Annotated in this window: 20 protein-coding genes and 3 pseudogenes; 8 read left to right on the top strand and 15 right to left on the bottom strand. The window is 65.8% G+C overall.

Going from position 1 to position 25212, the window contains the following annotated elements:
- Positions 1-88: 88 nt before the first annotated feature.
- Positions 89-622, top strand: coding sequence for a hypothetical protein (locus ABZV44_RS34475; protein ID WP_354845798.1), 534 nt, complete (start codon positions 89-91; stop codon positions 620-622).
- A 397-nt stretch (positions 623-1019) separates the two neighbouring features.
- Here ABZV44_RS34475 and ABZV44_RS34470 read toward each other — a convergent pair whose 3' ends face one another.
- A complete protein-coding gene (locus ABZV44_RS34470) occupies positions 1020-1457 on the bottom strand; it encodes a helix-turn-helix domain-containing protein (protein WP_354845795.1) in 438 nt (145 codons plus the stop codon).
- Positions 1458-1487: 30 nt separating this feature from the next.
- Between ABZV44_RS34470 and ABZV44_RS34465 the strand changes: the two genes are divergently transcribed.
- Positions 1488-2033, top strand: a complete 546-nt coding sequence (locus ABZV44_RS34465) for a cupin domain-containing protein (RefSeq protein ID WP_354845792.1) — start codon at positions 1488-1490, stop codon at positions 2031-2033.
- A gap of 818 nt (positions 2034-2851) precedes the next feature.
- Here ABZV44_RS34465 and ABZV44_RS34460 read toward each other — a convergent pair.
- From ABZV44_RS34460 to ABZV44_RS34445, 4 genes and pseudogenes are all read right to left on the bottom strand, one after another.
- A complete protein-coding gene (locus ABZV44_RS34460) occupies positions 2852-4369 on the bottom strand; it encodes a glycoside hydrolase family 43 protein (RefSeq protein ID WP_354845789.1) in 1518 nt (505 codons plus the stop codon).
- A 227-nt stretch (positions 4370-4596) separates the two neighbouring features.
- Entirely contained in the window at positions 4597-5511 is a 915-nt protein-coding gene (locus ABZV44_RS34455) for a tyrosine-type recombinase/integrase (RefSeq protein ID WP_354845786.1), read from the bottom strand.
- 247 nt (positions 5512-5758) lie between these two features.
- Positions 5759-6213 (bottom strand): annotated as a pseudogene (locus ABZV44_RS34450) (IS30 family transposase); the annotation flags it as partial.
- A 31-nt stretch (positions 6214-6244) separates the two neighbouring features.
- On the bottom strand, positions 6245-7372 hold the full coding sequence (locus ABZV44_RS34445; RefSeq protein ID WP_354845783.1) for a DUF418 domain-containing protein: 1128 nt from the start codon (positions 7370-7372) through the stop codon (positions 6245-6247).
- 119 nt (positions 7373-7491) lie between these two features.
- Here ABZV44_RS34445 and ABZV44_RS34440 point away from each other — a divergent pair, with 119 nt between their 5' ends.
- Entirely contained in the window at positions 7492-7938 is a 447-nt protein-coding gene (locus tag ABZV44_RS34440) for a hypothetical protein (protein ID WP_354845780.1), read from the top strand.
- A gap of 14 nt (positions 7939-7952) precedes the next feature.
- On the opposite strand, the gene ABZV44_RS34435 is transcribed toward ABZV44_RS34440, so the two are convergent.
- The gene (locus ABZV44_RS34435; RefSeq protein WP_354845777.1) at positions 7953-8426 is read right to left on the bottom strand and encodes an SLOG family protein; all 474 of its coding nucleotides are present in this window, start codon (positions 8424-8426) and stop codon (positions 7953-7955) included.
- A 326-nt stretch (positions 8427-8752) separates the two neighbouring features.
- On the opposite strand from ABZV44_RS34435, the gene ABZV44_RS34430 reads away from it, so the two are divergent.
- Positions 8753-9901 (top strand): hypothetical protein, encoded by a 1149-nt coding sequence (locus ABZV44_RS34430; RefSeq protein ID WP_354845775.1) that lies wholly within the window; start codon positions 8753-8755, stop codon positions 9899-9901.
- A 679-nt stretch (positions 9902-10580) separates the two neighbouring features.
- Here ABZV44_RS34430 and ABZV44_RS34425 read toward each other — a convergent pair.
- Together ABZV44_RS34425 and ABZV44_RS34420 are read right to left on the bottom strand one after the other, a co-directional pair.
- Positions 10581-10886 (bottom strand): annotated as a pseudogene (locus ABZV44_RS34425) (glycosyltransferase); the annotation flags it as partial.
- Between the two features lie 26 nt (positions 10887-10912).
- A complete protein-coding gene (locus ABZV44_RS34420) occupies positions 10913-12361 on the bottom strand; it encodes an alpha/beta fold hydrolase (protein WP_354845772.1) in 1449 nt (482 codons plus the stop codon).
- Positions 12362-12991: 630 nt separating this feature from the next.
- Between ABZV44_RS34420 and ABZV44_RS34415 the strand changes: the two genes are divergently transcribed.
- Positions 12992-14209 (top strand): lipase family protein, encoded by a 1218-nt coding sequence (locus tag ABZV44_RS34415; RefSeq protein WP_354845769.1) that lies wholly within the window; start codon positions 12992-12994, stop codon positions 14207-14209.
- Positions 14210-14409: 200 nt separating this feature from the next.
- Here ABZV44_RS34415 and ABZV44_RS34410 read toward each other — a convergent pair whose 3' ends face one another.
- Positions 14410-15117 carry a hypothetical protein gene (locus ABZV44_RS34410; protein WP_354845766.1) on the bottom strand — a complete coding sequence of 236 codons (708 nt, stop codon included), beginning with the start codon at positions 15115-15117 and terminating at the stop codon, positions 14410-14412.
- Positions 15118-15243: 126 nt separating this feature from the next.
- Between ABZV44_RS34410 and ABZV44_RS34405 the strand changes: the two are divergent.
- Positions 15244-16158: pseudogene (locus ABZV44_RS34405) on the top strand (nitrilase-related carbon-nitrogen hydrolase); the annotation flags it as partial.
- Between the two features lie 69 nt (positions 16159-16227).
- On the top strand, positions 16228-16440 hold the full coding sequence (locus ABZV44_RS34400; RefSeq protein WP_354845929.1) for a hypothetical protein: 213 nt from the start codon (positions 16228-16230) through the stop codon (positions 16438-16440).
- Positions 16441-16826: 386 nt separating this feature from the next.
- Here ABZV44_RS34400 and ABZV44_RS34395 read toward each other — a convergent pair whose 3' ends face one another.
- The 6 genes from ABZV44_RS34395 to ABZV44_RS34370 all read right to left on the bottom strand — a co-directional run bounded on the left by ABZV44_RS34395 (position 16827) and on the right by ABZV44_RS34370 (position 24534).
- Entirely contained in the window at positions 16827-18452 is a 1626-nt protein-coding gene (locus ABZV44_RS34395; RefSeq protein WP_354845763.1) for an indolepyruvate oxidoreductase subunit beta family protein, read from the bottom strand.
- Positions 18449-20614, bottom strand: coding sequence for an indolepyruvate ferredoxin oxidoreductase subunit alpha (locus tag ABZV44_RS34390; protein ID WP_354845760.1), 2166 nt, complete (start codon positions 20612-20614; stop codon positions 18449-18451). Before ABZV44_RS34390 ends, ABZV44_RS34395 begins: the two co-directional genes overlap by 4 nt.
- Positions 20615-20627: 13 nt before the next feature.
- A complete protein-coding gene (locus tag ABZV44_RS34385; RefSeq protein ID WP_354845758.1) occupies positions 20628-21398 on the bottom strand; it encodes a cyclase family protein in 771 nt (256 codons plus the stop codon).
- Between the two features lie 111 nt (positions 21399-21509).
- Positions 21510-23120 carry an NAD(P)/FAD-dependent oxidoreductase gene (locus tag ABZV44_RS34380; RefSeq protein WP_354845755.1) on the bottom strand — a complete coding sequence of 537 codons (1611 nt, stop codon included), beginning with the start codon at positions 23118-23120 and terminating at the stop codon, positions 21510-21512.
- 110 nt (positions 23121-23230) lie between these two features.
- Positions 23231-23668, bottom strand: coding sequence for a cupin domain-containing protein (locus tag ABZV44_RS34375; RefSeq protein WP_354845753.1), 438 nt, complete (start codon positions 23666-23668; stop codon positions 23231-23233).
- Positions 23668-24534 carry a fumarylacetoacetate hydrolase family protein gene (locus ABZV44_RS34370; RefSeq protein ID WP_354845750.1) on the bottom strand — a complete coding sequence of 289 codons (867 nt, stop codon included), beginning with the start codon at positions 24532-24534 and terminating at the stop codon, positions 23668-23670. Before ABZV44_RS34370 ends, ABZV44_RS34375 begins: the two co-directional genes overlap by 1 nt.
- Before the next feature lie 177 nt (positions 24535-24711).
- Between ABZV44_RS34370 and ABZV44_RS34365 the strand changes: the two genes are divergently transcribed.
- Positions 24712-25116 (top strand): RidA family protein, encoded by a 405-nt coding sequence (locus tag ABZV44_RS34365; protein WP_354845747.1) that lies wholly within the window; start codon positions 24712-24714, stop codon positions 25114-25116.
- Positions 25117-25212 lie beyond the last annotated feature (96 nt).

Here is a 25212-nt window from a genome sequence, read left to right as displayed (position 1 = left end):
ACCAGTACCGCTGATCGGAACGATTCGATCACGCGGGCCGGCGGCCTGCCGTGGAGCATCCGGGAACACATATGGAAGGGGCGCGGACATGATGTCGCAGGCGATTTTCCAGTACGCCATGAGGGCGGCCGATGCCCGAGTGCTCGTCGGGGACCGGCAATACCCGGTGTTGTTTCAAGGGGCCTGGGATGAGGCGGTCGCCGCCGCGCCGATGGTCGAATACCAGAACGGCACCCGGTCGCAGCTTCTCCTGACGGTGGGGCAGTTCGATGTCGACGGCAAGGGTGCGGGCGTGGGGGCCGTCTCGATCCGCCTGGGCTCGGCCGGTGGCCTTACCTTGCGGGAGTCGACACTCACCGCGCTGTGTCCAGGCTCGCCGCGTCCGGCAAAGCATGACCTCAGGATCAACGTCGCCGTGACCATGCCCGACCTGTTGCCCGGAATCACCTTGCGCAACAAGGTGTCTGGATCCTTCCTCCTGCTCGCTCCAACGATCGCGGAGTTCCCGCCGGCGAACAGCCTCTACGCCCTGGAGTCACCGGTCGAGCTCGAGGACGCGAACAACCCGGGACCGGTCCTTGCGACAATCCTGGCCCTGCCATCGACTGTCTCCGGAAGGTAGCTTCACCGCAGCTACCGACCGCTCCGGTGACAAAGCGACCGCGTCCGAGGGTCACCCGGGCCGAGCAACGTGTGCCGGTCCCGATCCCGCGCGGGCCGCGGGGTAAACGCCGGGCCCTGTTCAAGGGGCCCGTCTTCTTGGGCTCCTCAACCATGCCCGAAATCCCCGTTCGGAAAACGATGGCGGGCTCAAACGGCGAGTTCGGGCGAGCGATCAGCGGCAATTCAGTGCGTTGCTGGCATCTTCCAGCAGGCGAGCGCGTTCCCCGACCACCCCTACGCTTACGCCGCCGAACACTTCGACCACACGGTGCCGGATACATCGGCTGCGGTCCTGGGTGATGTGAACTGTCTTGTGCCGCTGACGCTTTCGGCGAGCTCATGCGGGGTCGATGAATTCAACCGATCAACAGCTCGTGTACGCGGCTCAGAGATCGCTGCAGATCGGCTGATGCACGCTCGCCCAGACCGATTGCCAGCTTCTGCTCGATCTGCCTGATCCGCTCCGCTGCGGTGGCGAGCGCCGCCTCGCCCGCCGCCGTCAGCACGACCAGCCGCGCCCGCCGATCGTCCGGGTCGATCCGCCGCTCCACATACCCGCATTGCTGCATGTGTGTCACCAGCTCCCCCATCGACTGCTGGGTCATGCCCGCTTCCTCGGCCAACGCGCTGATCCGCGAACCTTCCGGGGCCAAGTAGCGGAACACCGCGTAATGCGCGGGGCGCAGGTCCTCGCGCATTGCCGTCCTCAGTTCCCGGTTCAGCTCGCGTTCGAAGGCATGCGTCACCTGGCTGAGCAGCTTCAACAAGGTGGCGGGAGATTCGCTCGTTGACATAAAACAAAGGTTACCTTTATAAAATGGGTTATGCGCGACACGCTCACCTTCCGCAACGGTCATCGGATCACTCTCCTCGCACGCGGCACAGACGAGCGCGGCCCTTACCTGCGGTTGGAACATCAACTGCCGGAAGCCGATCGACAAGCGGGTCCGCATTGGCATCCGGTACTCAGCGAATCGTGGACCCTGCGGCGCGGCCGACTCCGCTTCAAGATCGATGGCTCGGAAACCGTTGTGCATCCAGGCGATTCACTCACCGCACCACCACGCACGGTCCACGAATTCTGGAGCGAAGCGCCCGACACGGTCTTCGACCACGAGATCCGCCCGCCACTACGGCACTGGGAGATGTTCCAGCTATGGCACGCACTCGATGCCGCGCACAAGACCACCCTGCGCTCCCGGACACCACGCAACCCTCTGGCACTGGCATTGCTGTGGGAGTACCAGGACGGCTATCTCGCGGGGATCCCGGCCTGGTTGCAGCATGCGGCATTCGGCGGACTCGCCCGGCTGGCCACCCGGATCGGCTATCGACGACGCTGGCTCGAAACCGTCACCCACCAGGACTGACTCGCAGACGAACCCACTACACAGACCACAATCAAGCCGGTGCCGACCCGGGCGCTGACTGCGCGACTTGTTCTCCCGCCGGCTGTATCGGCCGACAGTCGTCGGCATGCTTCCGGGCACCTCGCCGGCCTGTTCGGCCAACACGGTTTACGACAAAGTGGACGACGCCGGGTGGTGGCATTGCGCCAGACCTGACCCGTCGCGCGAAGGGTGGTGAGCTCGCAGGCAGTTGCGGATGTTCCTGCAACGCACCGTCACTCGAGGTCTCCCTTCGTATGGTACTTCAGCTGGTAGCTCTCGATGTCCATGGGCTCCGAGTGGTGCGCTCTATTGGGAGCTGGCATGGGCCGTCGTGCATTTGGTCACGGCTCGTATCGGCGGCGTCGGCGTGATCGAGCATCCCGGTCCCGGCCCGCTGGAGAACTCGACCGATTGAATGGCCAGCCCGCGAACCTGTTCGGTTCTGGCAGAACCTATCCCGCGCCCCGGTGAGACTGCACGCACCAGCGTCCTCGTCGAGACCAGAATTCCGAATCAAGGCTCTAGTCGGGGCGATCGGTGCCCAGAATAGAGATAGTCCCCACCAGCTGTGAACCCGTCCTGGAATCGGCAATAGCGTGCACTGCAGGCGGTTGGTCAGCCGCCTGGGATGCCTGCGGCCCGTTGATCTTCCGAGGTGCCGCGTTGGCTGGTTCGGTCAGCGCGGTATGCGGCAGTAGCGTGCGTTTGCTCGCCGTCGTCATTGGTGTGATCGCCAGTGCGCTGTGGGTCATCGGTCCATCGATCTATGTGCAAGGCTTGGCCACTGACCTTGCGGGTCAGCGATGTTCGCCTTCGTAGGTGAACCAGTCGAACGCGACTGTTCCGGTCGCGGCGTAGATGCCGGCGACGCGTCCGGTGAAGGAGGCTGCGGTGTCGGCTGTGAGGTAGCGCCCGTCCATGTCGGCGAGTTCGGTGGTGTCGGGGCCTTGTCCGTATCCGAAGCCGACGGTGTCGCAGGACAGCGCGTGGGGGTCGAATCCGTTGGCCAGGACCGGGGTGGTGGTGATCCACAGGACCGTCGGACCTGCCGGCACCCGCCGTTCCCATGTCTGTTCGACCTGGGCCAGGCGTACCCGTGCCCGCACGAGGTAGTCGCCGGTGTCGTGGTCGGGCTGGATTTCGATGTCGTAGTGGTGGAGTTCGTCGTAGCGGATGCTCAGGCCGCCGATGCCGTCGGCTGCGTCGATCAATGCGGCGTAGCGGGAGCGGACGTGCTGCTGGCGCCGGCCGAGGAAATGCGGGTGCAGATCGTCCATCGCCGGGCCGGGGGTGTCGGGGGTCGAGCCTTGCAGCACCAGCCACCCGGGGCGGGTGTCGAGTGAGGCCCAGTCGCGTTCCGCATCGCGCACCGACACCCACTCGACGCCGAGGGGTTTGTCGAAGTCGGTGTGGGCCTTGGTGCCGGGAAGGTTGGGGGTCAGTGTGATCGGGTCGATCACCGGCCACCCGTCGACCCAGTGCAGGGTCGACTGGAAGCTCTCGCGGCCCATCACTGCGAAAGCCTGGGTCAGACCGGTGGGGCGGGTGCCGAGGAAGACGACACGCCAACCGTCGTCGGTGCGGACCAGGTCCGCGTGGCCGGTGTTCTGGACGGGGTGGCTGGTGCTGCGGTGGCTGTAGATCGGGTTGGCCGGGCAGCCGTGGAACGGGCCTTCGGGGTGGTCGGCGCGGGCGATGCTGATGCTGTGGCCGCGTTCGGTGCCGCCCTCGGCGATCAGCAGGTACCAGGTCCCGTCGACGTCGTAGAGGTGTGGGGCTTCGGGGAATTTCAGGCCGGTTCCCGACCACAGTGAACGAGGTTTTTCGAGCGCGTGGCCGGTGGTGGTGTCCATCCGCACTTGTTGAATTCCGTGGTGTGTGCCGGATTGTTCGCCTTCGAGAACGAGTCCGGAAAAGGTGATGTAGCAGGTACCGTCCGCGTCCCAGGCGATGTCGTGGTCGATGCCTTCCACGCCGTGGAGCTCGATCCCGTCGCTCCACGGCCCTTCCGCGCGGTCGGCGGTGAACAGCAGCGGCCCGCGGCCGAAGGCGTCGGCGACCACGAGCCAGAAGCGGTCGTCGTGGAAGCGGATGGTCGGTGCCCAGACGCCGCCGGCGGTGGGCACGTCTTCGAGGGCGAGTTGGCCGGGGCGGGTGGCCACGTGCCCGATCGGGGTCCAGTGCTCGGCGTCGGTGCTGGAGAACAGGGGCACGCCCGGGAAGTACTCGAACGATGAACAGGCGAGGTAGTAGGTCTGCCCCGCGCGGCAGATGCTGGGGTCGGGATAGAAACCCGGCACAGCGGGGTTGAGCATGGTCGTTCCTCTCTCAGTGTGTGGTTCGGCCGGCGCGGGAGGGTGCCGGCCTGGCGTGGTGGAGGTGCCGAACGAGACCGGATTCAGTGCCGCTGGAAGCGAAGACCTGTTCCCCCGACCGAGAAAGCATACTGACTGTTTAGTCGGCATGCTGCGCAGGGTCGCTGGCTGGTCCAGATGATCTGCTGCAGGCGTTCGGTCATCGGCATGTGCGGATGGTTGAGATGTCATGTGGCTGAGGCCATGTAGGCCGCCAGGATGTAGTTCGGATGCCGATCGAGGTTGGTGCGGGCCCGGTCGTAGCGCATCGTGGTGCGCGGATCGGCGTGGCGGGCGACGATCTGGACATCGCGCAGATCCACTCCGGCGTCGAGCATCGTGGTGACGAAGGTGTGGCGCAACATGTGCGGATGCAATTTTGGTAACCGCACCACCGAGCGTTCGGCCAGGCGCCGCAGACGCCGGGTCGCGCAATGACGGTCCATGCGCCGGCCGCGTAAGTTCAGCAGGATCGGGCCGCGAACCCGGTTCTCAACGGCACGGTCGATGGATCGGCAGACCGCGGGAGGTAGCGGCACGAGCGCGATCTTCGTGCCTTTGCACTTGGTGCGCAGGACGCGGTGGCCGTGTTCCTCGCCGAGGTCGTCGACGTCGTAGCGGCAGGCTTCGCTGATCCGCAGGCCGAGCAGCCCGAGCATGGCGACCAGGGCGAAGTCCGGCGGGTTGTCCGAGTCGCGGGCGGCGCACAGCAGTGCCTCGAACTGCAGGTGTGAAAGTCCCAGTGTCGGTGACTCGTTCGATACCCGCGGCCGGCGGACGTACTCGGCGGGTGAGCGGTCCAGGACGCCGTCGATGACGCAGGTGCGGTAAAAGCCCGCGACCACGGCCAGGCGGCGGGCGACGGTGGCGGGTTTGAAGCGGCGGACCTCCTGCATCCACCGCATGTACCGTTCGTCCTCGGTCGACGCGGCCGCGAGCGGGGTGATCTGCTGGTCGGTGCACCAGTAGAAGTACAGGCGCAGATCGGATTTGGTGTGGATGCGCGATACGGCGGAGAAGCGGGCGAGGTAGGCGAGGGCGGCCAGCCGGAGCACGAGGTCGTCACCGGCGAAGGTGACATCGAGGTCGGGTGAGGGAGCCATCCTTCACGATGCCGTGGTCCCGGCGAACCGCCCGAGCGGATGCGCGGGGACACGGCAATACAGGATGCTCGGCCCGGCAAGCTTCGGGATATGCAGAACTGACCGGCATGATGCTGCGCATGCAGCTATCTCGCGACTTCACACCCACTCGGCAGTAGGGGACGTTCTCTGGCGCAACAGGTTCCGGCCGACGTCGCCGCGCGCTGGCCGGTTCGGTCAGTGCGGTATGCGGTGCGGTCTCAGGCGGTCATCGCCACACCTCGTCGAGTGCTTCTGATGGTGTGCGGCATCCGAGGGTTTGTCGAGGGCGTCCGTTGAGTTGGTCGGCGATGGCATCGAGCTCGGACTGATTGTAGGTGCGCAGATCGACGTGTCGGGGAAGGTATTGACGGAGCAGGCCATTGGTGTTTTCGTTGCTGCCGCGCTGCCAAGGGCTTTTCGGGTCGCAGAGATAGACCGGGACGCCGGTAGCGATGGTGAACACGGTGTGTTCGGTCATCTCGATGCCTTGGTCCCAGGTCAGGGTGCGCCGCAATGCGATCGGCAAGGTGCCGATCCTGGCGGCGAGTGCGGCCGCGACCAGGTCGGCGCGGTGCCCTTCGGGCAACGCGACCAGCATGGGAACCAGGGGGAGCGTTCGACCAGGGTGGCGATCGGCGACATTCCACGGCCGAAGACCAGATCGCCTTCCCAATGGCCGGGCGTATGCCGCAGGGAAAGCGCTCGGCGAGGGTCATGGAGCGACAGCAGTGGGCGCGCGGCGGAACTGCCTGGGGCCATAGGTGACCGCACGCAGCAGCCATTCGATGGGACCGTAGCGATGCCGTCGCACATAGATCCGGGCCAGGTAGAGCTGGGTGGCGTAGATGGCGAGCGCGATGGCCCCGATCGCCCAATCGTTCAGGCGTCCGGCGAGCGCGAACCCGTAGCCGGTGAAGATCAATGACGTGATCACGGACTGGCTGATATAGGTGGTGGCGGCGATCTTCCCGGCCGGCGCGAAGATCTCCGCCACGCGAGGACGGGCGTGCAGCACGCGCAAGAGCGTGGCGGCGTACGCGGCGGACAGCAGGGGCGCGGTGAGCAGACTCGGACCGGCCAGCAGGGGCCAGTGGAACAGCGCACCCAGGATCGAAACCGGCGCTCCCACACCGAATCCGATCAACTGCACCCGCGGCAACCACCCAAGATACCGCGCCGGATCTTCCAACAGGCGGATCTTGCCCGCGGCCAGGCCGAGCAGAAACAACGGCAGCACCGCGACCACACCGAACACCAGGTATTGGGGCATGTTCCCGCTGAACTGCTCCCAGCGCCACGCCGCGGCCTCACCCCAGCCCGCCCGCATGGCATCCAAGTCCCGCGTGTGTTCGGAGGGATCGGTCGAACCGCCTTCGACGTCGGTCAGCAGGCTCATCACGGTCATGGCGACAGCGGCGAACCCGAGCAATCCGCCAGCCGTCCACACCGCGGCGCGCGGGCGTAATCCACTCAGCAGCAACAGGATCAGGCCGATCGCACCGTATCCGAACAGGACGTCACCGATGAAGAAGAACACCGCGTGCACCGCACCGAGCGCCATGAGTGTTAGACAACGTCGCACGGTACGGGCCCGCCCACTCACCCCCGCCCGTTCCGCCGCGCGGAACTGCATGGTCAGCGAATAGCCGAACAGGAACGAGAACAGGACGTAGAACTTGTTGTGGAACAACGCTACTAGCGCCGGCAACAGCACGCCGTCCGGAAACGCCCATGGGCCCGACATGACAATGATGTTCACCAGCAGGATTCCGCCGAGCGCGAATCCACGCAATACATCCAACTCCACCAGCCGTGGCACCGGCGCCTGCTCGTCCACCATGGATCAAGGGTAGGAACGCGGCCCGGGTGGCGGATCGTCCGAGAGACCTACACGGCACTGGGTGCATACCCGGAGAAGACCTACCCCTCCGCACGAACTTTCGGGGCGAGGTCCGCCAGGTGATCGACCAACGCTTCGGCGAACGGTGCACGGTCTGTGCCGGCGGCGTCGATGATGTGCTAGAACGCATCACTATTCACGAATCACACAGTGTCAGAGTGGCAACTATGAATGCGAGCGTCCGCGGGGTATCGGGTCTGCTGCGTCGGCTGCAGGATGACGGGCAGGACCTCGCGGCCATACATGCCACGGCTGAAGGCTTCTTGGACCAGCATTATGACGCGCCGTACGAACTATGCCTGGTCCTAGCGGCATTGGTCGAGTGCTCGGCGGATCTGCTGACTGCCGAGGGCATTCGGGATGCGATCACGAGCGATCCTCGGTGGGGCAATGCGGCGGACCGGAGTCGACTCGTGGCACAGCTTCGCGAACTCGCCTCGGATGTGTACTCATCCACGCGGGAGGACGTACTGGCGATCCTGAGTGCCCTCGGAACACCGGGTTGACGCTTGACTGCGGACTATTGGCCGAAACCGATTCGATCCTGACCCCCGCCCACGACACGACCTGAACCAGGCCCACTCGACCGCGCACGAAAGCGGTCCCGGCAACCACAATCGCCGGGACCGCTTTCAGCGCCAACGCCCTCGGGCACGATCCCGGACCGGAAGATGCGCGTCGGGATACCAGCTCGTCGCGCCAAATCGGCAGTATGACTGGCACCGGCCGAACCGTCGCGAATGAAGGCCAGGCACACATCGGCGCCCAACCGCACCAGCTCTGCGTTCCGCTGAAAGCCCGCGCGCCGACCGAACTGCTTCCAATCCGCCGGATGCCGTTCAACCTGCCCGCCCCAATGGGCCCAGCACGCCTCGCACAGCGCGTCGGCACCGGTCGGGCAAGCCCCCGACACGAGAACGGCATCCCGATCCCACACCTCGGCCAACGCATCCCGAATGACGCGCCGGTCCTCCCACGACCGCGAGCCGGTCACCAGAACTCGTCTTCCCACGCCGCGCAGACCTCCCTCGAATCAGCCACTGCTGCGTCGCCGCACACTCTGCCAGCAGGTTCCGACACCCCTCACCGACAGCGCCTCACACCCGAATCCGGGCAAATGCTCCGGCCAACTCGAATCACACTGTCCTGGACGACCATCTGCCCCGACGGCGCTATCGACGCGCCGGGATCGGACCGGAATCCATCGCCTCGGGCGCGCTCACCGAGCACGCCCGAGGCATGCCATCTGTATAAGGCATACCGCCCCTCGGTGGAACCCGTCACCGGCAGGCGCTGGAGGCCAACCGCCGCCTGGTCGCCTTGCTGACCGGCCGCGGCTGGATGGTCATGCGCGACGCGCGGGAGGCCGGCGAGAGCTGGACCGCCTTCGGCGGCGCGCTCGACACGAGCAAGCAGGACGCGCTCGACTGGTACAAGCGCAAGATCGCCGACCAGGAGAAGTATGTCGGCAAGTTCCACGACACAGACCGTGCCGGGCCGCCGCCACCGACAACTCATGCCACAGTAATGCGTGTGAGCTATCAATACTCCAGTCTGGCGGGGGCGATCGACGACAAGGCCAGCCCGTTGCGTCAGTACCTCGACCACCGGTACCCGAATCTCGAACCCGTGCAGGCCGACTACCGAGCCCGCGCCGGCACACTGCTCGTCGGCGGCACCGGCGCCAGCCCGGGAACCGTGGGCGCGGCCTTCGACTACCTACTCCGATTCACCTGCGGCGCCGAGTACGTACCCGAAACCGCGGTGTTCGCCGAACCGATCTTCTATCGCCCCGACCACATCGCCGTCGTCTGGGAGCTGGCCACACTGGCAGGTCACGCGTACATGCGGCCGCTGCCGGAGAACACCTTCGAGATCGTCGCCCGGGCGAGCTGGGCGTTGGCGCTGTGCACGGAGCTGTACCGCAACCGGTTCGTCTTCCCCAATTCCCCACTGGCCGAACCAATTCGCAGCGACCGATTCACCACCGAGGCCTTGCTCGCGCTGGCTCCGGGCGACGCTCTCACCGAGATGCGGGCGCTGTATCTACTCGCTCTCACCGAACTGGCCGAATTCCTGCCCGACCCATCGTCGGCGGTGGCCCTGGGGCCGACGTTCGCCGCCTCGCAGTTCTGCTCGGCTGATGCCGATCTCATCATGGACGGCGTCCTGATCGAGGTGAAGACTCGTCTCGGCTCGGCCAACCGTGAGACAGGGCAACGATCGGACTCGCTGTCGCTGACCGACATCTACCAGATCATCGGCTACGCGCTGTTCGACACCACCGACACCTTCTCCGTCCATACCGCGGCCCTCTATTCCGCCCGCTACGGCGCATTGCACACCTGGCCGCTGCAGCAGCTGCTCGACACCCTCGCCGACGCGCCGATCGACCTCGCGGCCGAACGCGCCCACGTGTGGAAACTTCTCGGCGGCCAGCAGATTCCGGCGATCCCCGTGTTCCAATGAACCGCTGGCGCGTCAGTCGGTTCCCGTGGCGTGCAAGTAGTAGCGCCCGGGCCCGAACCCGCCGTCATCGTCCTCGCCGCCGACCGGACCACCGCTCACCATCGACGTTGAACCCGACGGAGCAACCCACTTCGCGAGGCAGACGATGTCCCGCAGGCCCTCGCGGGTCGCCGCGTCGGCAGTGTCCTTCCTGGCGCGTCGAGCACTTCGACCACCTCGACCCCGCGCGCCCTGGCCCGTCCGATCGGTTCCAGATCCACACGGGGTTGAAATCAACTCGGCTACTGAGCATCTGAGGACTCGGGGTTCCTGTAGAACTCGCCGAATGTTGGGCGGATTCGAGGTTCTGCCGCGGACGACGAAACCGGCGGCGTATCCGGGCTACCGGTTCCTGGGGCTCGTGCACCGCGGGCCCGACCGTGACGTGTGCGAGTAACCCCGGTAGATCGATGTCCAGATGCCGGGTGACCTCACCCAGCGTGTTGTCGAGTGCCGCCCGCGTGCAGCCGCATCAAGTGATGGTGCGAGCTGCACGGACATGCCGGTGCCGGGATCGGAGAAGAGGGGTTTGACAGGTATTTTCGCGCCGGTCTGTTCGACGAGCGGTGTGTCCCACGGGATTCGGGCCGAGTCGACCGACCGGATGTGCGCGAGGTTGGTGGGGTTTCCATTCTGCGGTTCAGCGGTGTGTGGTGAGCATTCGTCGCGGTACTGCTGTGGAATGGGTGCGGTAGAACTCGAGGTGGGCTCGGGCCGTTCGGTCCCAGCTGAACAGCGCGGCGAGGGCTTTGCCCTGCTCGGCGCGGCGCGGGTCGGGAACCAACGCTCGCGCGAGTTCCGCGGCCAGCTCGGCGGGAGTGGCCGCGTAGCTGACGGTGTCGCCGAATACCTCGCGCAGCACCGGAAGATCGCGTGCTACGACGGGGATTCCGGTGGCAAGGGCTTCCATGGCGGCCAGTCCGAATCCCTCTTTGGTGGAGAAGAACGGGAGGAGGGCCGACGCCGCTCAGGTCAGGGGAGATTGTTGGTGTCGCGTTGGCAGGTGAGGTCGGCATCGGGGAGGGTGCCGTCACTGAAGTAGGTATTGACGACCTCGTTCACGCAATGGCTCAGATTGGAGCCGAGGAGGCCGTGAACGCGGGTGTCTGCCAGTGTGACCATTCGTGACGCTGTCAGGTCCTGGTGCAATGCAAGGCCCTCTTGGTAGGGGGTGCGGGTGTCGCGGGTTGCCTGCAGGATCAGGGCTGGTGTCGGGTTGTGCACGGCGGTGGGTGGCTCGACCGGGTCCGGCCAGAACGCGCATGCGGTGATGTTGTTGGCGAACGCGCCGAACACCGGTTGGGTTGCCCGGACGCTTTCGATATTGCGGCGATACCAGGCCAGATCCCGGGGTGCGGCCTTGTCGCCGCACATGACCGCGGCCATGCCCGAGGCATCCAGCGGAACGGGGCCGCTGACCTTCGCTTTCAGCTGCTCCATGTCGACGGGCAGCCCGGACACTGCGTCGGACAGGGTCCGCACGAGCTCGGCGAGGCTGGTGTTCTTCTTCGGATTCGACAACAGCGACAGCAGCATCATCGGAACGGTGTGTTCATCGATGAGATAGCCGTTGCCGATGACCGGATGCGCGGCGGCACGTCGGATCAGGTCCTCGACAAAGGCCCGGACCTGCGATCCGCTGTCGCCGAAGTGGTAGTCGGCGTCGTGGCGGGCCGCCCAGATCGCCCAGTCGTCGAGCCCGGCCTCGTTGACGGCGCCCATGTCCTGATAGGTGCCGATCCAGTAGCGGTCCGGGTCGATGGCGCTGTCCAGCACGATCCGGTCACTGTGCTGAGGGAACATCTGCGTGTACACCGCGCCCAGGTAGGTGCCGTAGGAGTCGCCGTAATAGTTGAGCTCGCGTTCGCCGAATGCGCTACGGATGACATCCATGTCGCGGGCGGTATTGCGGGTGGTGATGGACCGAGCCTTCTCGGGATCGGGCATTACGCAGGAAGCCGCGAACGCGGCGGCCAGGGTGGCGTCGCGCGCGTAGCCGAACGCGTCGAAGCCGGCCGAGAACAACATGCTGGGCAGCGGCAGCGCACAACTCATTCGGTCCGATCGGCCGATACCACGCGGGTCCATACCGATCAGGTCGTACCGGGCGCGGACATCCGGTGTGAGCCGATCCCGCAGGTCGGCGATCATGCTCAGGCCCGGACCGCCGGGACCGCCGGGGTTGGACAGCATGATCCCGCGCCTGCGGGCCGGGTCGGTCGCCGGGATACGCGAGATCGCTATGGTCAGCGTGCGCGAGTCCGGTCGGTTGTAGTCGAGCGGCACGACAACGCCCGCGCACTGAGCCCCCGCACCGTCGAGCACCGCATCGTTACACGGCGTCCATTCCAGCGGCTGGTGATAGAACGACTCCAGCCCACCCGGGATGTCGTCGACCGGATCGGCGCTTGCCGGTCCCATGGGCAACGTGGCGAATGCAGCTGCCGAGATGACTCCCAGAACCAGCCATCGTAACCATGTTGTCGGCATCGAATCTCCTGCCCGTGACCTCCGTGTACGCATCCCTGATTCCGCCGCACAGCCATTTTCGGGGTCTCGGACCAGCACCCTACTGCCGTTTGCTGAAACCGGCTCGGCGAGGCAGAGATTCTCAGGAATGTCACACATGCTTGCCCGGTCGCATCATGATTGCGCCTCCTACATGTGGTTTTACCGGGCGCTCGACATGAAAGGCTCACGGACCGGCGCGAAAGCGGCGGATGCCGGGCAATAGCCCGCCGCGTCGAGACCGGGCAGCCACGCTCGCATCCGCTCGGTCCGGCGAGCTTCTCCGCCGTGCTGGGCGGGTCTCGACCGTGGCTGGAAAATCACAGCTGCAGGTGCGGGATTGTTATGTTACCGTGACCTAGATCTCGAATTGGTACGACGGTTGTGCGGGCCCCCGAGTGCCTGCGCGTCGGATGGTTGGACGCGGGAGGCGTGATGGAATCCCAGCATATGTTGTCGACATATCGGAAAAAGGCTTGCCGCACAGCGTATTCGGCAACCGATACGCCCGGCCCGCTGGTTGGCGGAACGTCCGGGCAAACAGTGAGGTGGTGGCGGATCGGCCTGCGATGGGTTGCGGCCCTCACGCTCGCCATGATCGTGCTGCCGGCAGCATTGTCGATGCCGGCCGCGCGAGCCGCTTCACTGTCCCCGGGTGAGGATCCCTTCTATGCCGCACCCACCGATCTCGCGTCATATCCGAACGGCGCGGTACTCGGAGCGCGGACGATCTCACTGCTCGGTCTGCCGGTGCCGGTGGCGGCATGGCAATTGCGTTATCGCACAACCGATTCCGAAGAGAATCCGCAGCTGAACGTGACCACGGTGCTGGTGCCATCGGTGCCCTGGAACGGGCCGCGGCCGGTGTTGTCGTACCAGGTACCCGAGAACAGTCTCGACACCCGGTGCGCGCCGTCGGTCACGCTGCGCGGCGGGAGCGACAACGACATGGCGAGCGCCATGCAGGATGCGCCGTTCATCGCGGATGCACTGCTGCGGGGATGGGCCGTCGTGGCCAGCGACTACGAAGGGCCGCAGTCCCGGCTCTTCGACGGCGTGACATCCGGGCGTGGAGTTCTGGACGGAATCCGGGCCGCGCGGTCGTTCTCGCCGGCCGGCATCGATGCCTCGAGCCCGGTCGGCGCCTGGGGATACTCGGCCGGAGCCTTCGCCACCCTGTGGGCCACACAGTTGCGCCGGGAATACGCACCAGACGTGCAATTGGTCGGCACCAGCGCCGGCGGAATCCCCACCGATCTCCCGGCCGTCGCACAACGCGCCGACAGCGCCGCCGGGGCGATACTGATCCTGCTCGGGCTGGCCCGCAATGAACCTGCCTCCCGATTGGCCGACTTGTTGAACGACCGGGGCCGCCGCGCGCTGCTTGCCGCGGGCACCTCCGGCTGTGGTGCGGATCTGTCCCAGGAATACTCCGATGTCCACGTCGACGATTTCGCCACAGTCCCGAACCTGTTGGCGCAGCCCGCTTTCCGCAATGCCGCCCTGCCCAATGAGCTCGGCCGCACCGCCCCCGACACCCCGCTGTACCTGTACCACAGCGTCGCCGACGAGAAGATCCCCGTTGCCGGCTACACCGCCCTCGTCGATACGTACTGCGCTCTGGGCGCCACCCTCACCGCGATCCACTCGCTGTTCCCGACGCACATCGGAGCCGCCGCGGGCGAAGCGCTCGGCGGCATGAACTTCCTCGCCGACCGCTTCGCAGGCACCCCACAAGCCGCGGGGTGTGTGGTGGAGTAAGCGCCGGCTCACCCGGTCGCGTCATAGCTACCGCGCGTGGGTAATGGTGAAGCAGCGCAAGAGCTTTGAGGAGCGGCCTGGAATTCGTTCAGCCGCGCTCATCGACGGCGTCGGCACTTGGTCGGTTGGGACGGGGAGGGCCGGGCAGAGCGTGATGTAGTCGATGTCCGGGGATACCCACCGGTTCCAATCCCGGTGGCTCATGTTCGTGGAGAGTTTGGCGCACAGTTCGTCGGGCCAGGTCGATGGGCCGGCCAGAGCCAGTAGCCGTCGATTCCGTCGGTGATGATCGCACGATTGTCGGGGCTGACTTCGACCGAGTAGATCTGGAGCAGCGGGCCGTGAAGCGATCCGCCGACTGCTTGGCCGGACTCGGTGTCCCAGAGCCGGATCGTCTGATAACTGCTCGAGATGATGTAGCGGCTGTCGCGCGTGAAGGTCACTTGGTGGGAGCCGATCTCGGGAACCTTTATCAGCTCGCCTATCGGCTTGCCGGTGTCGGCGTCTCGCCGCAACAGGCCGGTTGCTCCGCCTGTGACGATGTAGTGTCCGTCCGGACTGACTGCCGCGGAGATCGGTTGCTGGGTGTGAGTGTCCCAGGTGCGCAATGAGTCTGAGCTCACCGAGATCACCCGGCGGCTGTCCGGGGTAGCGGCGCGCTCCCGCACCGGGTGGCGGGTGCGACCAGCGGACTGTTTCCAATTCAAAGAAGTCATCACCGGCCCGGCTCCGCGCGCCACGGCCGCGGGGCAGCCGAATTCCAGGTCGTCGCGGTGGGTGTCGAACAAGACGTTGGCCCCGTTTGTTACCGCTGGCCCGCCGCCCCCGTCACCGATGCCGAGGGTGTCGTCATAGAGCTCATCGTGCCTGTGTCCAGAAACTAAAACTTCTCCATTTGGAGAAAACATGAGATACGCTGTGCGAACAGGACACAACGGTCGGCAGTGGAGGACACCGATGACCAACACGATCATCACCGGCGGGCGGGTGCGAACGCTCGCGCCGGACATGCCGGAAGCGGTCGCCGCTATCGAATGGAGTGGCACGGAATGACCGGTCGAGCCGCCGGGGCAGCACCGGTCGCACCGTATCTGGCGGTCGGGTTGTCGACCATCGTTCACGGCATCGGGGCGCGCGACCACATCGCGCGCAACCTCGACACGATCGAGGAGACCATTCATGCGGCGGTGTCGGTCGTCGGCATCAACCTGCCGGTGAAACTCGTCGCTCTGGCCGAAGGGGCTCTCACCGGCTTCACCGACGAGATCTTCGATCTGCCGCACAGCCGATGCGCCAGAGAGCTTTTCATCGATATACCCGGCCCGGAGACCGATCGTCTCGCTGCGTTGGCCCGGCTGTACGAGACCTACCTCATCGTCCAGTGCAAGGCCCGCTGGCCCGAGGTCATCGCGGACCGGTACTTCAATGTCATGGTGGTGATCTCGCCGCAGGGTGAGATCGTCCATCGGGCCGCCAAGAATCACGTGTGGTGCCGGGAGCATTCGTGCACCCCGCACGATGTCTACGATCGGTGGGTCGAGCTGTTCGGCGACGGCATCGACGCCTTCTATCCGGTGCTGCGGACCCCGGACATCGGCAATATCGGCACCCTGTGCTGCAGCGACGGCGAGTACCCGGAAGCCGTTCGGGCCCTGGCGTTCAACGGCGCGGAGGTGGTGTACCGACCCAGCGAAGCCGTGCCGATGACCGCGGCCGGTCCGGACGCTGGAGGCACCTGGCTGCTGCAGAATCGGGCGCACGCGCACTTCAACGGGGTGTACATGGTGTGCCCGAATACCGGGCCGGTCTACTCGAGCCCCGCCGCCGAGCATCCCGTCGACATCGCCGGCGGCAATGGGCACATCGTCGACTATCACGGTCAGGTGATCGGGCGGGTGTCGTCGGGCGCCAACGCGATCATTGCCGCGCCGGTGGATGTCGAAGCGCTCCGCCAGTATCGGATGATGAATCTGAACTCCAACTGGCTCAAGGACATTCGCACTGAGTTGTTCCAGCGCATGTACGACCGGCCGATCCATCCGGCCAATCTCTGGCTCGACCGTGAGCCCGGGCGGAACGCCGCGGTCGACGACATCTACCGGGCCAATATCGCTCGTCTGGTACAACAACGCGCGTATACCGAACCCGCACACCGGTTTCCCGGTGCGCGCCATATCCCCGTGCCAGGCGACGGCGACATGGACGCCGTCGTGGCCAGGTGGCGGACGTAGCCTCGCTGTTCACCTATCACCACCGCGGCCGAAAGAACGTGGTCTTCACCCCCCACAAGCCCCGCATTGTCGTCGGCGGATCCGGTTGGAGCGCACCGCCACCCGGTATCGCCCTGCTGCGCGCGCTCGCCGAATCCGCGATGGTGGAGACACATCTGGTCGTCACGCACGGAGCGCGGCGCTGCGGCGCGTTGGATTCGGTAGTACTCGAAGCGGTCGCCACTCAGGACACGATGACGCAATCGATTGCGGCGATCTGCCGGGTCGGCCGCCAGATTGCCGGGGCCGCGGAACTCGTCGACACGCGATGCCGAGCCCATGATTACGATGACCCAGGCACGCGCCGGTCGTGCGCAGATGCCCGACGCGTTGCCTTCAGAGGATTGTCAGCTGGGCATCGCCGCAGCAAGCTCGATGGTCAGAGCTGTATGGGTGTCATCGGCGAGCGCGGCCGCCCGAAGCTTCGAGAGTCGTTCGGCTGCATCAGGGTGCCCGATCAGTTTGTGGGCAGCGTGCATGAGTTGTCCGAAACTGTCGGCGCCGTGTTCGAAGGTGGCGCCGTAGCCCTTGAGCACACATTGGCATTCGAGGATCTCGCGAGCGAGGTCGGCATCGAGTAGGGCAGCGGTTGATGCTGCCTTCAGCCATTCGTTGATGGCTTGCTGTTCGCGCTGATAGCGCAACGATCGAGGGCGCACAGGGCGAAGCCGGGCCGTTATCGACAGGGCGGTGTAGCCGGTGATCGAGCTGGTGTTGACGGTCATGCCTCGGCGGGTCACTTTTCGAACCAGCCGTTGGAATGTGCTGGAGCGGCGCAGAATCGAGCCGACTCGAGCCGGCATGGTGTCGGTGATCTCGTCGATCTGTGGGTGGAGGTACTCGCGGACCTGAATCAGTTGGTCCGGTTCGGCACGCGCCTCGGAGCGGATGCGATCCATGCGGTGTCGCCGGATTTTCTGCAGCGCAACCTGAATGGTGTCCTGATAACACATCCACAGTGCGATCTGCCGGGCCGCTTCGGTGGTGAGCAGCGCGCTGCCCTCGGCATCTGGATCTACTGCCGCGAATTCCCTTACGCGACTCAGATATAGCCGAGAGTACGAAGTGCCCTGATACACCGCGGTGCGGACCAGGCCGTGCAGGATCATGGACCGCGCCGCAGGCGGGAGATCTCCGACGGTCTCCGCGAGCTTCCGCAGCTTGGGGCCGACGAGAGCTCCCGGGTCGGACGCGGCTATTTCGTTGCGGCGCTGATCTTCTCGTGTCTTCCGCTCGGCGGCGGTGAGCGGCCGGGGGATAAGGGGCAATTCCACTGGCTGTGAAGTTCGCGGTGGGATCGGGGGTTCGGTGACTGTCGGGGTGGCGGCAGCGCTGAAGCCGTCGGCGAACGCACGCAGGGACTGTTCAACCCCTTTGCCGAAGCCGCGAATCGGCTCTTCGAATTGTTCTCGGGTGAACGGTAATACGCCGGATCCGGCCACTGCGCCCAACAGCGCCGCACTGATGACGCTGCGGTGGTGGTCGGCTACTGCCATGAAGTCGGACGCTATCAGTCGCTTCGATCCGCGCCGGGCCGCGTCCAGCAGCGTCGCGCTGTCGACCCGACCGTCGCCGAGAGCCATCTTCTCGTCGATCGAATACACCCGGTGTGTGGAGGTGAACAGGGTGGTTCGATCCGGTGTCGTGAAACCACGTTGGACGGCGCGGGCCGCTTCCATCAGCTCGGAGGCAATCACGATGTCCACTTCACCGGGGGTGGGGAACACGCTCAGCACAGGTTCGCTGCGTCCGGTTCCGGTGGTGTGGCCGGTTCCGGAGGTTGGGAACAGTTCGACGTAGTACACGGTGGATCCGGTGCGCTGGGCGACACCGGGCACAGACGTGGTCTGGGCGAAGTAGTCAGCTGACTCGGCGACTTCCACGATCCAGTCGGAGAGTACGCCCCCGCCTTCGCCGCCCATGGCCAGGATCGCGATTGTTATGGGGCGCTGTCCGGTGTACCAACCTGTCATGGTGTTACCTCGAATCCGGCGGCGCGGCGCTCTATTCCGCGCGCGAGCATGGTGATCCACCAGGTGCGCAGCCGGGCCAGCATGCGATCGCGCCGGGTGGGGTTGTAGACAACGTCGGTTCGGTAGAAGGACGGACACAACACGGCCGCATGCGCGTTGGCGCCGCACACTCCGCATCCGACGCAGCTGTCGAGCACGGTCGCGATCGGATCGGTGCGCATGGGGTCGGGGTTGTCGGTGATGGTCAGCGACGGGCAGCCGGAGATCCGGATGCAGGCGTGATCACCGGTGCAGGTCTCGGGGTCGACGCCGAAACGTTCGCGGACCACCCGTTCGCCGGCCTGCAATGCCTGTGCCCGCTGCGGCTTCTCACGTCGTTGCCGGTTGAGCTGGCATTCGCTGTGCATGACAAGGACTTTCGGCCCTGCCTCATCGGTGGTGAGCGCATCGACGAAGGTGTCGCGCACGGTGGTGACGTCGTAGGTGTCGTCTATTGTCTTGGCCCACTCGACACCGATGCCGCGGACGGCCCGCTCGATGGGATGTTTGGTGGAACGGGTCGGCAGGTCGGCGTGCGAGGAGAGCACGTCCTGACCTCCGGTGGCGGCCGCGTAATCGTTGTCGACGACTACCAGTAGCTGGTCGTTCTTGTTGAAGACCGCGTTGCCGACGCCGCTGCTCAGCCCGTTGTGCCAGAAGCCCCCGTCGCCCATCATCGCGATGGTTCGGCGGTCGGAGCCCTTCGAGTTCAGCGCCGCCGCAGCCGCCGAACCGAGGCCATAGCCCATGGTTGTCGCCCCGAGATCGAACGGCGCGTTGATCGAGAACAAGTGACAGCCGATGTCGGCACTGATGTGATGTTCGCCCGTTTCGCGTTCGGCGAGTTTCAATCCGCTGAAGATGGGTCGCTCCGGGCATCCGGTGCACAGCCCGGGCGGTCGGGGCCGCACAGTGTGCGGCTCGACCCGGACGGCGAACGGGCTGGCCGGATCGTCGGCCGAGCGCAGCAGCGCGGGTTCGGCAGTGATCACCTCGGGCAGATAGCTGCTGAGAAAGCTGTGCACTCCACGCGTGACGACCAGCGAGGTGTATTCGCCCGCCATGGTCAGCATGTCCTTGCCGTGCAGTTCGGTGGGTATGCCGGCACGGCGGAGGATGGCATTGATGTTCTGTTCGATGAAGTCGGGCTGGCCTTCTTCGATCAGTAGCACCGAGCGCTTGCCGGTGCAGAATTCGATGACTTCTTCGTCGATCACCGGGTAGGCGACGTTCATCACGTACAGCGGTACCCGCGTGTTGCCGAACGCATCCGAGCATCCGAGCAGTTCCATCGAGCGATTGAGGGTGTTGTACAGCCCTCCTTGAACGATGATTCCCACGTCGGCGAGGTCATCGCCGAACACCTCATTGAGCCCGTGGTCGCGGATGTGTTTCACCGCGGCAGGCCACCGGTTTTCGATCTTCTCCTTCTCATGTTGAAAGCTGGCGGGCGGCAATACGATTCGACTCACGTCGCGAGTGGGCCGCCGGGTCGCTTCGGTGACCGTCATCGGAGGCCGCTTGTTGTCTTCGGCCTGGAACGCTCCGTGCAGGTGACAGGAGCGCAGCCGCAGCAGCAAGAACACAGGGGTGTTGCTCGCCTCCGACAATTCGAAGCCGGATTCGACCGCGTCCACGATCGCGGTGATGTTCGGCCGCGGATCCAACAGCCACATCTGCGATTTCATCGCGAAGGCGTGCGAACGCTCCTGCATGATGCTGGAGCCCTCGCCGTAGTCCTCGCCCAGAATGATGAGTGCTCCGCCGGTGACGCCGCCGCTGGCCAGATTCGCCAGGGCGTCGGCAGCAACGTTGGTGCCCACGGTTGACTTCCATGTCACCGCGCCACGTAGCGGATAGTGCACCGATGCGGCCAGCATCGCCGCCGCGGTAGCTTCCGAGGCGCTGTTTTCGAAATAGACGCCGAGCTCGTCGAGTACGTCCTTGGCATCGCCGAGCACGTCCATGAGATGGGAGATCGGTGCGCCCTGGTAGCCGCCGACATAGGCGACGCCGGACTGCAGCAGCGCCTTCGTGACGGCCAGGATCCCCTCCACGTGCAGGGTCGTGCCGGAGCCTTGGCGCAGTGTGCCGACCTCGTTCGTAAAAGACCGTTCCGCCATGGTTTTTCCTCCCTTATCCGGCGTCGCGCTCGACGAGTGCGAGCACCCGTGCCGGGCTGCCGGACCCGCCGACGATCGGCAGCGGGGACACGATCAGCAGGGCGCCGGTGGCGGGCAACCGGGCGAGGTTGCGCAGACTGGTCAGGCCCCATTTGTTGGCGCCCAGTAGCTGGCTGTGGCACGGGAAGGGCGGTTCGAACCCGGCGGCCGCGCCGGCGTCGGTGCCGACGGTTTCCACGCCGAGTCCGGTCAGTGCAGACTCTTCGGCCAGCCATGCGGCGCAGGCGGCGGAAACGCCGGGTGTGTGGCCGTCATTGGTGAACGCGGCGGCATCCTCACCTCGGGATTCCCATCCGGTCCGATAGAGTAGCCAGCCGCCCGCCGGGAGCGGTCCGTGCTCTTTCTCCCAGCGGCGGATGTGATCGATTTCCAACAGGAATTCCGGGTCGGCCGCGACCTCAGCGGTCATGTCGATCATGGCAACGGGCGCGAACAGTGTGCGCATCGGGGCTTGTGAGACATCGTGTCCGTCACGGCCGCTCAACCAGTGCACCGGTGCGTCGAGGTGGGTGCCCGTGTGCTCGCCGGTGTGGATGTTGTTCCAGTACCAGGCGGGCCCGCGGTCGTCGTAGCGGCTGATCTCCTCGAGCCGGAACGGGACGGTGTTGGCCAGCGGCGGCGGCAGCTGCAGGATCGGGGTTGACTCCTGCAACGGAGTAGTGAGATCGATGATGTCGACAGCGCCGGAGCGGGTCGCTTCGATGACGGCGTTGAGCAGAGACATCGTGGCTCCTGTAGTGAGGTAACTGGTTTCGAAGTCTGGTGCGGCCGGTCGGGCCGAGCTATCCGCTGCACGCGGCGGCTGTCCGGCCGGCGCAGTCCACCGGGGCGCTGTTCAACGTGTGCGGAACAGTCTGCGCAGCTTGCGATTTCGTGTGAGCGTTCGCGCTACGAGGTGTCCCGATCCGCCGCTCAAGCCGGGGCCGGGATGCGTGGATGCGCCGATCTGCCACAATCCGGACACGGGTGTCTCGTGCCGTCCGGCGGAGGGCAGGGGGCGCCACAGGTAGCTTTGGTCCAATTCGCACGAACCCCCGTAGGGATCGCCCGTGACGGCATTCGGATTGTGTGCGGCCAAATCGGCCGGGGTGATGACGTCGACCGCGAGCAGTTTCCGGGGAAAGTCGGGGGCGTGGGTGGCGATTCGCGCCAAGACCCGATCGGCGAAACTCCGTGCCAGCGCCGGAGTCCAGCCATGAGTTGTGTCCAGCGCTCCGGCCGCATCGCCTACCGGTGCGAATGGGACTTCCTGCAGTTGCAGCCAGAGTGCGGCCGCACCGTCCGGCACCCTGCTGGGGTCGAGCAGGTACTGCTGGCCGACGACGACGGTCGGTCGGCGGGGGAGCAGCCCGGCTTCGGCCTCGGCGCAGGCGATTCCGGTGCTGTCGGATCCATCGGAGATGTGAATCAACGGAATGTTCCGCAATCGGGTGTCGGTCCAGTCCAGCGGCGCCGACAAGGCGACATGGACTTGCATTTCCGCGCGGCCGTAGCGGAAGGTCGCAGCCTCGGAGCGGATGGTGGATGACACCGCGTCAGGTGGTAACAGCTTGTCGTACAAGGCGGTTGGCGTCACCGAAGCGAGCACCGCGCGGCGGGCGTATGTGGCGTGGCCATTGGCGACGACCCCGATTGCTCGGCCGTGGTCCACTAGGATCCGCTCCACCGAGGTGGACGTTCGCACCTCTACGCCGAGGGAATGCAGCAGCGACTCGAACGCCGTCAGCAGCCCGCCGGATCCGCCGGCAACCACCGGCAGTCCGGCCCCGTGCAGGGTGGCCGCGAGCAATGCCATCATCAGTCCGCCCGAAGCATGGTCCGGAGAGAGACCGGCGTGCAGTAGCCACGGGGCATAGAGGTGATCGACCTCGTGGCCGCGAAACTCGCGGCGCGCGAATCCGCGACCGCTGCTGAGCGCCATCCGCAGCCAGTCTTCAGTGCCGCGTCGCCCACCGCGGATCAGACCGGCCAGCGGTCGGAGCGTGGACGGCGAGCGCAGTTCGGCATTCATCAGTCCGCCGATCGGTGCCGCATTCGCGGCAAGCCGGGCCAGCATCGCGAGATATGCGGTTCGGTCTGCGGGGTCGGCGAACTCCATGACGGTGCGTTCCGGATCGCGGTGTGCGATGGTGACGCGGCCGTCATCGGCAACGCTGGCGGTCACCCATTCTTCGGTGTTGCGGAATTCGAGTCCGTGTTCGTGCAGGTGGGGTCCGAGGCTCGCATAGGCGGCGCCGGAGACGAACAACGGATGCCAGGACGAATAGGTGTCGTGCCGGTAGCCGGGAAGAGTGCGTTCCTCGGTGGCGATGAATCCGCCGATCTCCGCATTACGCTCCAGCAACTGCACCGACCAGCCGGCCAGTGCCAACTCGGCCGCGGCCACCAGGCCGTTGACCCCTGAGCCGACGATGATCGCGTCGGCTTCGGTTGTGATGTCGGTCATAGGACGCACGGTAGGGTTGCGGCACGTGCTCGGCTATACGCTGCGCGCGGCATCTGTCCGGATCGTGCGGTCCGATGGCCCGGGCCGATGGTGCGACCCGAGCTCGAATCTCACGCCCGCCGGTATCCGACCAGGACGGAATCGTCGACATCGGGCAGGTTGACAACGATATTGTCCGGAGTGCGGCAGGTCAGCCAGACCAGCTTCTCGGTGGTGCTCATGTTCACCTCGACGTGCGGCATGAACGGTGGCACGAAGACGAAATCGCCTTCGCTCATGTCGACGTACTCCTGATAGTTCTCCCCGTAGTAGATGCGTGCCTTCCCGGTGAGGACATAGCCGCCGGTCTCGGCTTCGCCGTGGTGATGGGGCAAGGATCGGTAGCCGGGTTCGTTGGTCACCTTGCCGTACCAGATCTTGGTCGCCGGGGTGTGCTGCGGGCTCACGCCCGAGACGCGCACCGCGCCACCGGACTGTGCCGTCTCGGTGTACTCCGCGCCGGCTCTAGTGACAATCGGAGCGACCTGGATGGTGGAGTCGCTGGTCATCATGATTCCTTTCCGTCCCGCTGGGCGGGCTCGATATCCTTGGGGGACAGGGTGATTCGATTGCGTAGCAGGCCGATGCCCTCGATTTCGGTCTCGACGACGTCGCCGGCGCGCAGGTAGCGCGGCGGGTCCGCCGCGATGCCGACACCCCCCGGGGTCCCCGTCAATACGACGTCACCGGGACGCAGCACGGTGAACGCGGAGATGTACGACAGCAGGGTCGCCGGGTCGAAGACAAGGTCGTCGGTTGTGCCGGTCTGCTCCTCGGTGCCGTTGACTCGGCAGACGATGCGGAGGCCATCGGTGGGGTCGGCCTCGTCGGGCGTCACCAGATCGGGACCCAGTGGAGTGGTGGCGTCGAATGCCTTGCCTTGCAACCACTGCGAAGTCCGCCGCTGCCAGTCGCGCACCGAGAAGTCGTTCGCGACGGTGTATCCGGCTATGGCTGCCCGCGCGGTGTCGCGATCTGCGCGGCGCAGGGTGGCGCCCACGACGATCGCGAGTTCGGCCTCCCAGTCGAACAGCACCGCCTCGGCCGGGCCGGGCAGGGCGATGTCGGCGTCCCAGGCGGTGAGGGTGTCGGCGAATTTCGCGAAGAGGGTAGGGAATTCGGGCGCGGATCGACCCATCTCGGCGATGTGGGCGCGGTAATTGTGTCCGCAGCACACGATCTTGGTCGGCGCTGTCACGACCGGCGCCGCCCGCCCGGGTGGCGGCTGCGCGCCGGGCAGCGGTCGGACCGAGCGCCAGTTCTGGTCCGAGAGCAGTGCGCCGACGTCGGCGGCCGTCGTCGCGTACCACTGTCCGTCGGCGCGGACTTCGGCGCGACTGCCGTGGTCGTCGCGGAGAACTGTTCGCAAACGCATCGCTGGAGACTCCAGGAATTCGGCCGGGTTGCCCACGGCGGCTTCGAACGCTAGGAGCGCCGGCTCGTATATAGCGTTCTATTGACGACAATCAAGCTAACACCATATCGTGGTTCCGGCCACCCCCACTTCGAATCAACTCGCCGCCCGGTGGGTCTCCGTGAGAAAGAGGCGATCATGCTCGTCGACCACATCAATCCGCCCGAGCTGGCGAAACCCTCCGGGTTCGCCCACGCCACGCGGTTTCGCGACATCGTTCACCTGGCGGGCCAGACCGCCTTGACACCCGAGGGGACGATCGTCGACGGCGGGATCGTCGCCCAGTTCCGGCAGGCGCTGGCCAATGTGATCGCGGCGCTCGAGGCTGCGGGCGGAAAGCCCCAGAATCTCCTGTCGGTGACCATCTATCTGCTGGACATTCCCGGCTATCAGGCCAACGCCAAGGAAATCGGCCGGCTCTGGCGCGAGTTGGTCGGCGAGGCGTACCCGGCGATGGCCGGAATCGGTGTCACCGCGCTCTGGCAACCCGAAGCGGTCGTGGAGATTCAGGCCGTAGCCGCGCTGGGCTCCGAACCGGCCTGATGTCGCCGGCTCGGTGCGGCCTCGGAACATGGCGCGACATCGACGGCGGTCAACCGGAAGCAATGAGATTGTAGTGGCCTCACCAGTTCGAAAGGG

Origin of the sequence: Nocardia sp. NPDC004860 (assembly GCF_040609015.1) — a bacterium.
Lineage (GTDB): Bacteria > Actinomycetota > Actinomycetes > Mycobacteriales > Mycobacteriaceae > Nocardia.
Note: the sequence above shows the minus strand (reverse complement) of the source record. Positions and strands in the feature narration are given on the sequence as shown.

Excerpts from the sequence above, each read along its gene's own strand:
- ABZV44_RS34370 (WP_354845750.1), bottom strand. The coding sequence starts at position 24,534 with ATGCGTTTGCGAACAGTTCTCCGCGACGACCACGGCAGTCGCGCCGAA.
- ABZV44_RS34445 (WP_354845783.1), bottom strand. The coding sequence starts at position 7,372 with ATGGTGGACGAGCAGGCGCCGGTGCCACGGCTGGTGGAGTTGGATGTA.
- ABZV44_RS34460 (WP_354845789.1), bottom strand. The coding sequence starts at position 4,369 with ATGCTCAACCCCGCTGTGCCGGGTTTCTATCCCGACCCCAGCATCTGC.
- ABZV44_RS34410 (WP_354845766.1), bottom strand. The coding sequence starts at position 15,117 with ATGTTTTCTCCAAATGGAGAAGTTTTAGTTTCTGGACACAGGCACGAT.
- ABZV44_RS34380 (WP_354845755.1), bottom strand. The coding sequence starts at position 23,120 with ATGACCGACATCACAACCGAAGCCGACGCGATCATCGTCGGCTCAGGG.
- ABZV44_RS34400 (WP_354845929.1), top strand. The coding sequence starts at position 16,228 with ATGTACGACCGGCCGATCCATCCGGCCAATCTCTGGCTCGACCGTGAG.
- ABZV44_RS34455 (WP_354845786.1), bottom strand. The coding sequence starts at position 5,511 with ATGGCTCCCTCACCCGACCTCGATGTCACCTTCGCCGGTGACGACCTC.
- ABZV44_RS34470 (WP_354845795.1), bottom strand. The coding sequence starts at position 1,457 with ATGTCAACGAGCGAATCTCCCGCCACCTTGTTGAAGCTGCTCAGCCAG.
- ABZV44_RS34395 (WP_354845763.1), bottom strand. The coding sequence starts at position 18,452 with ATGACAGGTTGGTACACCGGACAGCGCCCCATAACAATCGCGATCCTG.
- ABZV44_RS34390 (WP_354845760.1), bottom strand. The coding sequence starts at position 20,614 with ATGGCGGAACGGTCTTTTACGAACGAGGTCGGCACACTGCGCCAAGGC.
- ABZV44_RS34375 (WP_354845753.1), bottom strand. The coding sequence starts at position 23,668 with ATGACCAGCGACTCCACCATCCAGGTCGCTCCGATTGTCACTAGAGCC.
- ABZV44_RS34365 (WP_354845747.1), top strand. The coding sequence starts at position 24,712 with ATGCTCGTCGACCACATCAATCCGCCCGAGCTGGCGAAACCCTCCGGG.
- ABZV44_RS34465 (WP_354845792.1), top strand. The coding sequence starts at position 1,488 with ATGCGCGACACGCTCACCTTCCGCAACGGTCATCGGATCACTCTCCTC.
- ABZV44_RS34420 (WP_354845772.1), bottom strand. The coding sequence starts at position 12,361 with ATGGGACCGGCAAGCGCCGATCCGGTCGACGACATCCCGGGTGGGCTG.
- ABZV44_RS34475 (WP_354845798.1), top strand. The coding sequence starts at position 89 with ATGATGTCGCAGGCGATTTTCCAGTACGCCATGAGGGCGGCCGATGCC.
- ABZV44_RS34385 (WP_354845758.1), bottom strand. The coding sequence starts at position 21,398 with ATGTCTCTGCTCAACGCCGTCATCGAAGCGACCCGCTCCGGCGCTGTC.